Source organism: Streptomyces sindenensis (assembly GCF_014649035.1).
Classification (GTDB): Bacteria; Actinomycetota; Actinomycetes; order Streptomycetales; family Streptomycetaceae; genus Streptomyces; species Streptomyces sindenensis.
In genome coordinates this window covers 179,628-192,631 of sequence record NZ_BMSG01000011.1, presented here as the reverse complement: position 1 = coordinate 192,631, position 13,004 = coordinate 179,628, and the positions used below count along the sequence as shown (strand labels likewise).

Genomic DNA, 13,004 nt, shown 5'->3' with positions numbered 1-13,004 from the left:
CACCAGCATCGCCTGCACCCTCATCTGCTACCGCAGGCTCACCAAATGAGATGACTTCTTAGGTAGTTGATGTCGCGCCGCAGTGGGTCGCGCTGGAGCGCGACCCGGTGGGGCTGCACCGGATCGTGCCCGCGCGCGACCCGGTGGAGGCCGTCACCGTACGAGGCCGATCTCCGCCCACACCGTCTTGCGCGGGACCGGTCCGGGAGGGATGCCCCAATGGTCCGCCGGCGCCTCGACGATGAGCAGGCCGCGCCCGGTCTCCGCGTCGTCCCCGGGTGGGGGAGAGCAGTACGGTCGGCTGTCGGCCGAGCCGACGACGGGTTCGCCGGTAGGCCCATCTCTCACCCGAAGCAGCTTCGTATCCTTGAGCCAGGGTTCATCCGGGCTCGGGCCACGGCCCCCGCCTCTCCCTCGCCCCCGCCGCCTGGGCCGGCTTCGTCGCGTACGCGGCAAGGCGCTGAACGACCGTCCGCCAGTAGGATGCGGGCAACGCGTCTCCATGAGCGCTGGTGTGCCGGGAAGTCTGGTCGGCGTCGGAGGGACAGCCGTTCCTCCGCTTGCCGAGACTTCGGAGGGCCGCCCGCCGTGGAAGAGAACCTGCGCCAGCGAGCGAGACGCCCAGGCCCACTGTCCTCAAGGAGTACGTGGCCCCTCGGTTGCCGGTGAAGCCGCCCGAGGGCGTCCGGACCTGCCCCGGATTCGAAGCTCTGCTGGACGCGGTCGCGGCAACGGGCAGGGACCTCGACGGGGAGGAGTTGGAACAGCTCCGGTCCTTCGGGGAAGAGGCCGCCGTCAGCGGCACGACCCTGCGGGCCCTGGTCGTGCACCACCTGTCCCGGACCCGGGCTGCCTGGCCTGCCGGGACGGCGGGTTCCGACCGCGTGCTCGCCGCCGTGCAGCTCGCCGTCGAAGCGCTCTGCGAGGGCTACGAACGGGCCGAGCAGCTCGCCGTCCGGCAGCAGGAGGCGGCACGCCGGGAGTTCATCGACGACCTGCTGTACGGGAGCGGCCAGCCGGGGATCCTGGCCGAACGGGCCGAGTGGTTCGGGCTGCGGTTCTCCCACGCGCATGCCGTCGCCGTCGCCGAAGGCCCCGCGCCGTACGCGGAGGGCGACTCCGTGCCCCGAGTCGTGGAGCGGGCGGTCACGAGTCGTTTCGGGGAGCGCAGCATCCTTCTCACCACCAAGGACGGCCGGCTGATCTGCATCGCCCCCGGGGACCAGCGCGAGGTCCTCATGTACTTCGCCAAACAGGCCCATGCCGCGACCGACGGCGGACGGGCTGCGATCGGGCGGCCGCACCCGGGTGCCGGTGGGGTCGTGCACTCGTACGAGGAAGCTCTGCGGGCCCTGGAGCTGGCGGGTCGTCTGGATCTGGAGGACCCGGTGCTGTTCGCCGCGGACCTTCTCGTCTACCCGGTGCTGACGCGGGACCGGCAGGCCATGGCGGACCTCGTCCGGACCACTCTGGGGCCGCTCCTGAAGGCCCGGGGCGGCCCGGAACAGTATCTGGAGACCCTTACCGCCTACTTCGACGCGGGCTGCGTCACGACTCAGGCCGCCCGAAGCCTTTCCTTGAGCGTGCGGGCACTCACCTACCGCCTCGAACGCATCCACCAGCTCACCGGGTCCGACCCCGCGGACCCCCGGCACCGCTACGCCCTGCAGACCGCTGTCATCGGGGCCCGGATTCTCGGCTGGCCCGCACAGAGGACATAGCCGGCGGCGAGAAGCGTTCCCCGCACGGTCGACGACGACAAGGACGGTCACGTGGCTTCGGTCTACAGGAACGAGAACGCGCGACGGGAGGTGCGGTCCTGGTGTGTGGAGCGGATCGCCGACCGGGGCACCGCCCATGTCCGCAGTGAGGTGGTGACGTCGGCGGGAGTCACCGGTGTCGTGACCACAGGCCCGGAGCCGCGCGACGGGGAGCCGAGTGTCGTGCTGCTGCCGGGGACGAACATGAACGCCGCCCTGTGTCTGCCGCTGGTGGAGATGCTGGCCCGGGAACGGCGCGTGGTCGTCCTGGACCTGCCCGGCCAGCCGGGGCTCAGCGTGGGCCGACGGCCTCACCTCCGGCGCATGGCCTGGTACGGGAACTGGCTGAGCGAGGCGCTGACGCGAGCCGTCCCGGGGCCGGCCGTGGTGGTGGGCCATTCCCTGGGCGGCGCGGTGGCGCTCGCCTCGGACGCTCCGCGGATCGTCGGCCGGGTGGTGCTCGCCGGTGCCGGTATCACCCGGCTGCGGGTTCCCGTTCCGCTGCTGGCCGCCACCGTCCCCTGGCTCCTGCGGCCCTCGGTCGCCCGGTCGGCGGCGCTGCTGCGCCGGATGGCTGCTCCGGGGCGGGGCGAGCTGCCCGGTCATCTGAGCGCCTGGATGCATCTGGTCGCACGCTACTGCCGCACCAGCCTCGCCCCGTCCCCTCTGCCGTCGAGTCTGCTCGAACACCGGCGAACCGTGCCGACGCTGGTGGTCGGGGGCCGGTTCGATCCCTTTCTGCCCCCGCGCGCCCTGGGCCCGGCAGCGCGCCGGCGGCTCGGGGCGGAGTTCCGGGTGATCGAGGGAGCGGGGCACCTTCTGCTGGACGAGGCGCCGGTCGAGGTCTCGGCCGTGGTGGAGGAGTTCTGCGCGGGGCTCGGGCACTGAGGCGCACCGCAGGCGGCGCCCGCCGGACCGCCGCCACGGGCTGTGGCAGGGCGCTCGGCCACGCAGATAGGTGTCCGATAAACGTATCCAGGATTCCGCATAACGATGACGTCACCTGCCCAGCATCTTCACGCGCAATATCGCAAAATGTGATCCAGGTCACTAAGGGATCGGTAAACGGCGTGGTAAAAATGCCCAACTTCGCGGGCGGAACCACCGTCGACGCGGAGCGCCGGGGCTCAACCGGCAGCAGGTCAGAGCGATCACCGACGTCGTCCGCCCACGCGGTAACGGCGGATCGCCATTCGGACAGCGTCGTTCGCCCATCCCCCATCGCACGCCGACCGGCGAAGGCACCCCCCAAGTCCGCCGCTCCAGCGCCATTGAGGTAGCCAACGTGTCACTCGACTCCATCACCGAGAACATCGATGAGTCCGTCAGCGGATTTTTCGAGCCCATAGCCACGTGGCTGGGCGACATCGTCTTCTACTCCGTCACCATCGCCGGGGCGGAGGTACCGCTCATCGTCACCTGGCTGGTGGTGGCGGGCCTGGTCTTCACCGGCTGGTTCGGCTTCATCCAGGTGCGCAAGTTCCGCCTCGCCGTCGACGTGGTGCGCGGCAAGTACGACGACAAGGACTCGCCGGGCGAGGTCAACCACTTCCAGGCCCTGACCGCCGCCGTTTCCGGCACGGTCGGGCTCGGGAACATCGCCGGTGTGGCCGTCGCCGTCTCCATCGGTGGTGCCGGAGCCACGTTCTGGATGATCCTCTGCGGTCTGCTCGGTATGGCCACCAAGTTCGTCGAGGTCACCCTCGGTGTGAAGTACCGCGAGGTCCACGCCGACGGCACGGTCTCCGGCGGGCCGATGCACTACCTGCCCAAGGGTCTTACCGAACGCTTCGGCAAGAACGGCAAGAGCCTCGGCAAGGTCCTCGCCGTCCTCGCCTCGATCATGATCCTGTTCTTCGGGCTCTTCGGCGGCAACCTCTTCCAGGTCAACCAGTCCTACGCCCAGCTCGTCTCCGTCACCGGCGGCGAGAGCGGCGCGATGGGCTCCTCCGGCGGCGCGCTCTTCTTCGGCATCCTCGTCGCCGCGCTCGTCGGCATCGTGCTCCTCGGCGGCATTCGCTCCATCGCCCAGGTCACCAGCCGGCTCATCCCCGCCATGGCCGGGATCTACATCGCCGCCTGCCTCGTCGTCATCCTCGTCAACGTCACCGCCGTGCCGGCCGCGATCGAGGAGATCATCAAGGGCGCGTTCAACCCCCACGGCGTCGCGGGCGGCATCCTCGGTGCGCTGATCGTCGGCTTCAAGCGCGCCGCGTTCTCCAATGAGGCCGGTCTCGGCTCCGCGCCGATCGCCCACGCCGCGGTCAAGACCAAGCACCCCGCCAGCGAGGGCCTGGTCGCCCTGCTGGAGCCGTTCATCGACACGGTCGTCGTCTGCACCATGACCGCGCTGACCATCGTCATCGCCAATCCGGACAGCTGGGGCGAGGCCCGCGCCGGTGAGTCCATCGGCGGCGTGACGATCACCTCGGACGCGTTCGAGACCGTGCTGCCCTGGTTCCCGTACGTCCTGACCGTCGCGGTGATTCTCTTCGCGTTCTCCACGGTGCTCACCTGGGGCTACTACGGCCTCAAGGCCTGGACGTACCTCTTCGGCCGCAGCCGCACCAGCGAGACCGTCTACAAGGCTCTCTACACCCTGTTCGCCATCGCCGGGTCGCTGCTCACCCTGCAGACCCTCATCGACCTGGCCGACGCGGTGCTCTTCACCCTCGCCGTCATCAACATCATCGGCCTGTACCTCCTCGCCCCCGTCGTCAAGCGCGAGCTGAACAGCTTCCTTGAGTACGTGCGGGTCCGGAAGGCCGGCGGCTCCGACGGAACCGGCGGAGACGCGGACGACGAGACGACGAAGGCGACCGTCTGACTCGACCGCTCCTGATGCCCCCACCCTCGCCCGTACCGAGGGTGGGGGCATCAACTCGTGTGCAGCATCAGCCCGATGCCCACCACCATCAGCCCCGCCGCCGCGATCCTCGGAGCCCCGAAACGCTCCTTGAAGAACAGGGTGCCGATCGCCGCTCCCACGATGATCGACGACTCGCGCAGCGCCGCGATCGGGGCGAGCGGGGCCCTCGTCTGGGCCCAGAGCACCAGGCCGTACGCGACCACCGACAGGGCCGCGCCCAGCAGGCCGCGTGCCGCGAACGGGCGTAGCTGGGCGGGCAGTTCGGCGCGGCGGCGGTAGTACGCGTACGCCGGGATCGCCAGGCCCTCCAGGATCATCAGCCACGCGACGTAACCCAGCGGAGTGCCCGAGGTGCGGACGCCGACGCCGTCCACCGTCGTGTAGCCCGCGATGGCCAGGCCCGTGCCGAGGGCCGCCACGATCGCCGGCCAGTGCGGACGCTTCCCGGAACCCCGGATGCCCCACAGGGCCAGGCCGACCAGGCCGGCCGAGGCCACCGCCACGCCCGTCGTGGCCCAGGCGTCCGGGCGCTCGCCCACGAACACCGCCGCCAGGACCGTCACCACCAACGGGGCCGTGCCCCGGGCGATCGGGTACATCTGGCCGAAGTCGCCCAGTGTGAACGAGCGCATCAGCAGCATCATGTACGCCACGTGCAGCGCGGCCGAGACCAGGAGGTACGGCCAGGCGGCCGCCGCCGGGAGCGGGGCGAACAGCGCCATCGCCGCACCGATCAGCAGACCGCCGCCGGAGATCAGCGTGAACGAGAGCAGCTGGTCCTTGATCGCGTGGGCGATGGCGTTCCAACTGGCGTGCGTGACCGCGGCTATGAGCACCGCGAGGGCGACCAGCGGGGTCACTCGCCGGGCTCGCGCACATCCACGACGGTCGCGCCCGCGTGGGCGATCAGCGTTTTCGGGTCCAGCGGGAACACCGTGTGCGGGGTGCCCGCCGCCGCCCACACCACCGCGTGGTCCAGGAGGCGCCGGTCGGCCAGGACGCGGGTCTTCGTGGCGTGGCCGAAGGGGGGTACGCCACCGATCGCGTAGCCCGTCGTCTCCCGGACCAGGTTCGCGTTCGCCCGCGCCACCTTCTGGGCGCCGAGTTCGCGGCGTACCAGCTCGACGTCCACCCGGGACGACCCGTCCATCAGAACCAGCACCGGCACGCCGTCCGCCGTGAAGACCAGCGACTTGACGATCTCGCTCAGCTCGCAGCCGACCGCCGCCGCGGCCTCGGCGGCGGTCCTGGTCGCGTCGGGGAAGCGGCGTACCCCGACCTGGAGGCCCAGCTCGGCCAGCGCCTCGGCGAACCGGGGGTGGGCGGGGGAGACGTGTGCGGTCCCTGCGGGTTCGGGTGTGCTCATGGCTGCACGCTAGCGGTCCGTGCACGATGCACGCGAGGGGGTTCCGGAGCGTCGGCCCGCCCCTCTCGGCCCGCCGGATGCGAGCCCGGGGTGTGGCCGAACGTACGGCGGAAGACCTCGATGAAGGCGCTCGTCGACGACCAGCCGCACCGGTGCGCCACCGCCGTCACCGGCGTCCGCCCGGTCAGCAGGATCAGGGCGTGGTGGAGGCGCAGCTGCGTACGCCACTGCGGGAACGTCATGCCGAGGTCGCTGCGGAACAGCCGGGACAGGGTCCGGTCGCTCGCCCCCACCTGGCGGCCGAGTTCGGCGAGCGTACGGCGGTCGCCGGGGTCGGCCCGAAAGATGTCGCACAGGGCGCGCAGCAGTGGGGTGGCGGGTGTGGGCAGGTGCAGCGGCTGTTGGGTGTCCGACGCGCGCAGCTGGTCGAGGAGTACCGCGCGCAGGCGGGCCCGCTCGGGGCTCTCGCCGCCGGCCTCGGCGCGGGTGCAGGCGATGAGCAGTTCGCGCAGCAGGGGGCTGACGGCCAGCACGGTCGGTGCGTCGAGGCCGAGCGGATTCTCGGTGACGGGCAGGCCGACCAGGTGCAGATCGAGTTCGCCGTACGCCCGGTGCGCGTGGACGACCCCGGCCGGGACCCAGATCGCGCGGGTGCCCGGCGCGACCCAGGAGCCCGCGTCCGTCGTGACGGTCAGAACGCCCCGGCCCGCGTAGACGATCTGGTGGTCGTCGTGACGGTGGGCGTCGATCACGCCGCCGGGGGCCAGCCGGCGTGTGCGGGTCGGGGCCACGGGATCGTGGCGGATGTCCGTCATCATGTGGCAGCTTAATGAAAGCGCGCCAGGGTGCCCCGGCCGGAGCATGGCCGGATGCGAAGAAACACGCCGATCGTCCTGCTGTCCGTGGGCCACGCCTGCGTCGATGTCTACCAAGGCTGCGTCGCGGCCCTGGTGCCGTTCTTCATCGCCGAGCGCGCCTACTCCCTCGCGGTCGCCTCGGGCATCGTGCTGGCCGCCTCGCTGCTGTCGTCGGTGGCGCAGCCGGTGTTCGGGGTGCTCACCGACCGGTGGGCGATGCCCTGGCTGCTGCCGGTCAGCACCCTGCTGGGCGGTGCCGGGATCGCGCTGAGCGGTCTGAGCGGCTCTTACCCGCTCACCCTCGCGTTCGTCGCCCTCTCGGGGATCGGTGTCGCCGCTTACCATCCCGAATCCGCCCGAGTCGCCCGTATCGCCGCCCAAGGCAGCCACCGGGCGATGGGCTGGTTCTCCATGGGCGGCACGATCGGCTTCGCCCTGGCCCCGCTCATGGTCGCTGCCGTGGTGGCCACGGGAGGGCTGCGCTGGACGCCCCTGCTCGTCCTGCCGGCCCTCGCGGGGGCCGCGATGTGCCTGCCCGTGGTGCGAGCCCTCCAGGAGCGGCAGGCCGCCGACGGGTCCCGTACGACACCGCCGCCGCCCGGGAACGACGACGTCGCCTCCTTCGTGAAGCTCTCCCTGGCCGTGGTCTTCCGGTCGATCGCGTTCATCGGCCTGAGCACCTTCGTCTCGCTGTACGTACGCCAGCGCCTCGGCGGCAGCATGGTCACGGGCACCGCCGCACTGACCGTGCTCTACCTCGGCAGCACGGTCGGCTCGGTGCTGGGCGGGTCGCTGGCCGCCCGCTGGGACCGGGTGACCGTCGCGCGCCGGTCCTACCTGGTCGCGGCCGTGGCCGTGGCGGGCGTGGTGTGGGTGCCGGGCCCGGCCGTCTACCTCTTCGTCGCGCTGACCTCGGCGGGCCTGTACGTGCCCTTCTCCCTCCAGGTCACGCTGGGCCAGGACTACCTGCCGTCCCGGGTCGGCACCGCCAGCGGGATCACCCTCGGACTGACGGTGAGCATCGGCGGCCTGGCCGGCCCCGCCATCGGGGCGCTCGCCGACGCCACGTCCCTGCGGACCGCCCTGGCGCCCCTCGTGCTGATGCCCGCGCTGAGCTGGTTGTTCTTCCGCACCCTGCCCGAACCGGGCGTGCCCGGGGGCATGTTGTCCGACGACGCCGCCCGTTCGGGGGGAGGGGCCGCCGCGAAACCCGGATGACCCGGGAGCGGGCTCACCCGCCCGTCTTCAGCACCTCCGCCACGACCGGGCCCGCCGCGTCGCCGCCGTGGCCGCCGGTCTGGACAACCGCCGCCGCGGCGAGGTCGTTGCTGAAGCCGGTGAACCAGCTGTTGGAGGTGTCCTGCCCGTCGACCTCTGCCGAACCGGTCTTGGCGCCCTTGTCGCCACCGACGCCTGCCATGGCCTTCGCGCCGGTGCCCCAGGCGGCCGTGGCGCGCATCATCGTGTTCAGCTGCTGGACGACAGAGGGGGACAGCGAGCGCGAGGCCGTCGCCAGCTCCCGGTTGTCCAGGGACTGCGGGACGATGACCGGCTGACGGAAGGTGCCGGTGCGGGCCGTCGCGGTGATGGACGCCATGTTGAGGACGTTCATCTGGACCGTGCCCTGTCCGATGTACTGGGCGGCCGCCTCGCCGCCCACCTCCTCCGGCACGCTGCCGTCCGTGGTGACCACACCGGTCTGCCAGTTCAGGCCGATCCCGAACACGTCCCGGGCGATCTTGGGGAGGGCGGCCTCGTCCTTCGTGTCGTCGATCAGCTTGATGAAGGCGGTGTTGCAGGACTGGGCAAAGCTCTGGGTGAACGTGCTGCCGTCCGGCAGGTCGAAGTGGTCCAGGTTGTGGAAGGAACGGCCTTGCCACAGCGCGTCCTTGGGGCACTCCACCGCCCCGTTCGCCGTGACGAGGCCCTTCTCCAGCAGCATCGCCGCTGTCATGATCTTCAGCGTCGAGCCGGGCGCCTGCTTGCCCTGGAGCGCCACGTTGAACTCGGTCACCGGGTTGTTGGCCACCGCGCGGATCGCCCCGGTGGACGGCTTCACCGCGACCACCGACGCCTCCGAGAACTTCTTCACCGCCCGCTCGGCCGCCGCCTGCGCGTTCGCGTCCAGTGTCGTCTGGACCTTGCCCGGCTTGCCCTGGGACAAGGTCAGCAGGTTGACGTCCGGCTGGGACGCGTCGGCGGGCTCGATCCAGGTCTCGATGCCGGCCGAACCGCCCGACGTCTCCCCGTACTTCTGGCGCAGGGTGTCCAGGATCGGCCCCAGCGAGGGGTACTTCTCCTTCGTCAGCACCGTGCCGTTGCGGTCGACGGCCTCGATCGCCGGCGTCGAGGACTCGCCCGTCTTCAGTGTCGCGCCCTCTGTCAACTGCGGGTGCACGACGGTCGGTTCCCAGTCCACGAGCGCCTTGCCCGTCGTCAGGCCGCGCACGACCGTCAGCTCCGAGGCGTACGACAGGGGCTTCGACTTCCCCTCGTACGCGACGGTCGCCCTGACCGTGTACGGGACCTTCGTGCCGACGGCCGGGCCCGGGGTGATCTTCACCTTGCCGATGTGGGCGTCCTCGCCGTACGAGGCGAGCACCGGTTCCGCACCCGCCTCGTTGTTGGTCAGGAGCGCCGCGGCCGCCGCGTCCCCGGCCGCCCACGCGTCGAAGAAGCCCTTCGACGTCTCCGTTATCTCCTCCGCGCTCGGCGGCCCCGTCTTCACCTTCGACGACTGGGACGCGCTCTGCGTACCGCCGCCCCCATCGCCCGTGTCCCCGAGCACGTTGTACGCCCCGTAGCCGATCCCGCCGGCCACCAGCACGAACGCACCGCCGACGACGGCGACCTTCGCTCCACTGCGCATCTCGCAGTCCCCCTCCCCAGGAGGCCCCCCGGACATGCTCAAGGGTCTGAACATGTTCAAGGGGCAACTGTGAGGAACCCTAAAGGACTGGGGCAGGCGGTGAGAGGGTTGTTACCGGACCGGAATGCTTGGCTGGAAAGCGCTCTCTGGTGGGGTGTGTGCGGCCCGGGACCGTGGCCTGCGCGGAACGGGACCGCGACCTGTGTGTGCGGGGACCGCAGGGGGAAGACTGGCCGGGAACGCATGGGGGAGCGGACGTCGGGGGGCGTACGGGGATGTTCACAGGTATATCGGGCCACGATCGGCCGCAGAGGGTGCATCACATCAAGTACCTGCCGCCCGGAGCCCTGCCCGAAGGGGGCGTCCCGGCCTGGTCGGTGGGCGGGGACGGCAGCACCACCAGGTCCGTGTCCGGAGGTTCCATCGCCGCCTGGTCCGTCGCCGACGCAGGAGAGTGGCGCAAGGCGGGGGTCCCGGCCGTCCTGGCCCCCGTCCTGGGCGGCTGGCTCCTGGCCGTCCTGGTGGTGACGGCGTACGTCCTGCTCTTCGGGCTCTCGTCCGCGTCCGGGGCGTGGCGCGACGGGCTCGGGGGCGGCACGGACTGGCTGAGGTATCCGGGCGTGGTCCTGCTGACGGCCCTGCCGCTCTGGTACCGGTACGTTCCGGTCGCGGTCCTCCCGGCGGCGCTGTTCGTCGCGGTGGAGGCGGCCCTGCTGGCGGCCCGGACCGGCGACATCGACCGCTCGGCGACCGCCGGGTACCTCGTCGTCCTCGCCGTCTGCGCCCTCTCGGCCACCGGAGGCGGCCTGCGGCTGCGGGCCCGCCGACGGCAGCGGGCGCTGGCCCTCGCCGCGGCCGGGGAGCGCCGCTTCCCGCCGCCCAGGGGCGTCCCGGAGTCGGACGGCCACCGCGGCCACGCGCAGGTCTACCTCGGGCTGGTGCTCTGCCTGGCCGGCCTCGCGATCCTGACCGACGGCCTGGTCGAGGACCTGACCTCGGGCGGTGTCGGGTACGACGCCATCGGGCAGCAGCGCGTCTGCCTGGTGCTTCTCGTGGCCGGTACGACCTTCGCCGGCTGGGGCCAGCTCGCCTACCGGGCGGCGCGGCGGCTCCACGAGGAGGACCAGCCGGCCCTGATCGTGGGCGTACGCACCGGCGCGGACGGACGCCACTGGGTGTACCCGGACGCCCGCACGCCCTCGGCGCCCCCACTGCTCCCGTACGTTCCCCGGGGCCGCGACACCCGTACCCGGACGCGGCTCCTGGGCAGCGGTTCCGTGTACGCGGAGGGGAACGGGCACCACGACATCGACCCGCGGCGGGAGCCCTTCGAGGCGATCCTGTACGGCACGCCGACGGAGGGCGACGAGGTCGTCCTCGAATACGCCTGCGCCGAGTACCACCGCCACCAGGAGATGGGCCGGATGTACGCGGCCGTGACCACGGTCCTCCTCCGGCCGGACCGCCACCACGGGCTGGGCGTCTGGAAACCGGTCGACGGCGCCGCCCGCCGGCGCGAACGGCTCCGCGAGGCCCGGGAGCAGGCGGAGCGGGACCGGGCGGCGAGCGAGCGGGCGAAGCGCGAGGCGGAGGAGCGCCGCAGGAACCCGCCGCGGCCTTCGCCGGACCGGTCGAGCGGGAGCGGCGGGAGCGGCAGGTACAGCAGTGGTGGCGGCTGCGGATCGGGCTGCGGGTCGAGTTGTGGTGGCTGCGGGGGCGACTGAGCCCGGGTGAGACCGAGCCCGGCTGCGACCGGGATCGGGCGCGCGGTGTCGTTCGGCCCCGCTACTGCGCCCAGTCGAAGACGCCCGACTCCAGGTCGATCTGTGCGTTGCCGCCGCCGAAGTTGACCCCGCCGACGCCGTCCTCCAGCTCGAAGACGTACGGGGTCAGCCCCTCCGGAAGCGCCTGGCAGGCCATCACCGTCCCGCCGAGGTGCGAGACGCCTTCGACGGAGGACCAGAATGCTTCGAGGTCCTTGTCGTCCGAGGACCAGGCCTCCACGTAGCCGCCCTCGCCGTCCTCGGCCGGGGCGATGCCGGTGTTCGGGTCGCCGGTGCGCTCGCCGATCCACACCGTGGTCTCGGGGGCGCTGTCGTCCCAGGCGTTCTGGCCGCGGCTGTACCGGTCGCCGAGCCCGTCCGGCCGGATGTCGGCGGGGGGATCGATGCGGGGAGCGGCGAACTCCTCGGCGGTGAGCCGGATGAGCGCGTGCGCGCCGCCGATCAGGTCCTCCAGGTCCTGCTGTCGGGGGTGGCGCGCCGCAGCCGTCGCGGCCACCGCGGCGAGGAACGGATCGGCGGCCTGCTCCGGGGTGGGCGCTGTGCCCGCCAGCAACTCCTCGACGCCCTCGATGTCGTCCGCGACGTGGTCGTCGGCCTGGAAGAAGGAGACGGCCACCAGGTCCTCGCCCTTGCGGCGGTAGTCCTCCGGCAGTTCGAGGGTGATGACATGGATCATCGGCAGCCCCGTGACGGGACTCCGGGGCCAGGAGGCCGGCCCGATACCGGGGGCACGGCCGCCGCACCATCCGGCGACGCGGGCGCCGGGCAGATCGATCCCGATGCTCTTGCCGGGCTGGACCGACAGCGCGTCCGCGGACTCTCCGAACCCCAGGTCGTACGCCTTCACCCGTGTTCCCCGTTCCTCTCGTTCGACTGCGACGGCGCTCAACCTACGCGAGACCTCGGACATCGCGACTAGTCTGCTCGTACACCAGAACGGGCGGGGGCGGGGAAAGGTGGACCGCACAGTGAACGCGAGTGCCCCGGGCAGCGGGCAGGGCGGGCTGGGGCCCCGTGGGTCCTTGGTGATGTCGCTGACGATCACGCTGCTGCTGGGGATGCTGTCGCTGCTGGTGATGTTTCCGGCGGCCGAGCACCTGCGCTCCCTGCGGAACGGCGAGCGGGCCGACGCCACGCTGCACACGAGCGGGTCGTGCATGATCGGCCACTGCCGCGTCGAGTTCGAGGCCGACGGGCGGACCGTGGTGGCGGATCTGCCGACGGGCAGCGGCGGCGGCAAGCAGTCCGTGGGCGCCGCCCTGACCGTCCGCTACCAGGCGGACGACCCCCAGGTGGTCGCCCGTGAGGCGGACGTCGGGGGCGGCGGCGCGGCCCTGCTCGCCTGGATCTCGGGCGGCACCGCGCTGCTCTTCCTGATCCTGTCGGCCGTGGCGGCGGTCTTCCTGGTACGGCAGCGGCGAAAGACGGCGGCGGCCGGGCCGGGAATCGCGGTGTGACCCGCAGGGACCGTGGTGAGGCGGGGGTGGGTGCCCGCCCCC

At 71.9% G+C, this 13,004-nt stretch carries 11 protein-coding genes and 1 pseudogene; 6 read left to right on the top strand and 6 right to left on the bottom strand.

Going from position 1 to position 13,004, the window contains the following annotated elements; genetic code table 11:
* Nucleotides 1–153 precede the first annotated feature (153 nt).
* Nucleotides 154–282 (bottom strand): annotated as a pseudogene (locus IE145_RS15355) (ATP-binding protein); the annotation flags it as partial.
* A gap of 383 nt (nt 283–665) precedes the next feature.
* Between IE145_RS15355 and IE145_RS15350 the strand changes: the two are divergent.
* The 3 genes from IE145_RS15350 (at nt 666) to IE145_RS15340 (ending at nt 4,587) form a co-directional block, all read left to right on the top strand.
* Entirely contained in the window at nt 666–1,721 is a 1,056-nt protein-coding gene (locus IE145_RS15350; RefSeq protein ID WP_189525624.1) for a PucR family transcriptional regulator, read from the top strand.
* Nucleotides 1,722–1,772: 51 nt separating this feature from the next.
* Nucleotides 1,773–2,648 carry an alpha/beta fold hydrolase gene (locus IE145_RS15345; RefSeq protein WP_189525610.1) on the top strand — a complete coding sequence of 292 codons (876 nt, stop codon included), beginning with the start codon at nt 1,773–1,775 and terminating at the stop codon, nt 2,646–2,648.
* Nucleotides 2,649–3,045: 397 nt separating this feature from the next.
* Nucleotides 3,046–4,587: an alanine/glycine:cation symporter family protein gene (locus tag IE145_RS15340; protein ID WP_189525609.1), complete on the top strand. Its 1,542-nt coding sequence runs from the start codon at nt 3,046–3,048 to the stop codon at nt 4,585–4,587.
* A gap of 50 nt (nt 4,588–4,637) precedes the next feature.
* Here IE145_RS15340 and IE145_RS15335 read toward each other — a convergent pair whose 3' ends face one another.
* The 3 genes from IE145_RS15335 to IE145_RS15325 are packed head-to-tail and all read right to left on the bottom strand — an operon-like array spanning nt 4,638 to nt 6,810.
* Nucleotides 4,638–5,489: an EamA family transporter gene (locus IE145_RS15335; protein WP_189525608.1), complete on the bottom strand. Its 852-nt coding sequence runs from the start codon at nt 5,487–5,489 to the stop codon at nt 4,638–4,640.
* A complete protein-coding gene (locus IE145_RS15330) occupies nt 5,486–5,995 on the bottom strand; it encodes a YbaK/EbsC family protein (protein WP_189525607.1) in 510 nt (169 codons plus the stop codon). The genes IE145_RS15335 and IE145_RS15330 overlap by 4 nt, the downstream gene beginning before the upstream one ends.
* Nucleotides 5,992–6,810, bottom strand: coding sequence for an AraC family transcriptional regulator (locus tag IE145_RS15325; protein ID WP_229825575.1), 819 nt, complete (start codon nt 6,808–6,810; stop codon nt 5,992–5,994). The genes IE145_RS15330 and IE145_RS15325 overlap by 4 nt, the downstream gene beginning before the upstream one ends.
* Nucleotides 6,811–6,864: 54 nt before the next feature.
* Here IE145_RS15325 and IE145_RS15320 point away from each other — a divergent pair, with 54 nt between their 5' ends.
* The gene (locus tag IE145_RS15320) at nt 6,865–8,070 is read left to right on the top strand and encodes an MFS transporter (protein WP_189525606.1); all 1,206 of its coding nucleotides are present in this window, start codon (nt 6,865–6,867) and stop codon (nt 8,068–8,070) included.
* 13 nt (nt 8,071–8,083) lie between these two features.
* On the opposite strand, the gene IE145_RS15315 is transcribed toward IE145_RS15320, so the two are convergent.
* The gene (locus tag IE145_RS15315) at nt 8,084–9,721 is read right to left on the bottom strand and encodes a penicillin-binding transpeptidase domain-containing protein (RefSeq protein WP_189525605.1); all 1,638 of its coding nucleotides are present in this window, start codon (nt 9,719–9,721) and stop codon (nt 8,084–8,086) included.
* A 314-nt stretch (nt 9,722–10,035) separates the two neighbouring features.
* On the opposite strand from IE145_RS15315, the gene IE145_RS15310 reads away from it, so the two are divergent.
* Nucleotides 10,036–11,445 carry a hypothetical protein gene (locus tag IE145_RS15310; protein ID WP_229825569.1) on the top strand — a complete coding sequence of 470 codons (1,410 nt, stop codon included), beginning with the start codon at nt 10,036–10,038 and terminating at the stop codon, nt 11,443–11,445.
* Between the two features lie 61 nt (nt 11,446–11,506).
* Here the strand turns inward: IE145_RS15310 and IE145_RS15305 are convergent, their stop codons facing one another.
* Entirely contained in the window at nt 11,507–12,352 is an 846-nt protein-coding gene (locus IE145_RS15305) for a hypothetical protein (protein ID WP_189525603.1), read from the bottom strand.
* A gap of 121 nt (nt 12,353–12,473) precedes the next feature.
* Here IE145_RS15305 and IE145_RS15300 point away from each other — a divergent pair, with 121 nt between their 5' ends.
* Nucleotides 12,474–12,962, top strand: a complete 489-nt coding sequence (locus tag IE145_RS15300) for a DUF3592 domain-containing protein (RefSeq protein WP_229825568.1) — start codon at nt 12,474–12,476, stop codon at nt 12,960–12,962.
* Nucleotides 12,963–13,004: the final 42 nt, after the last annotated feature.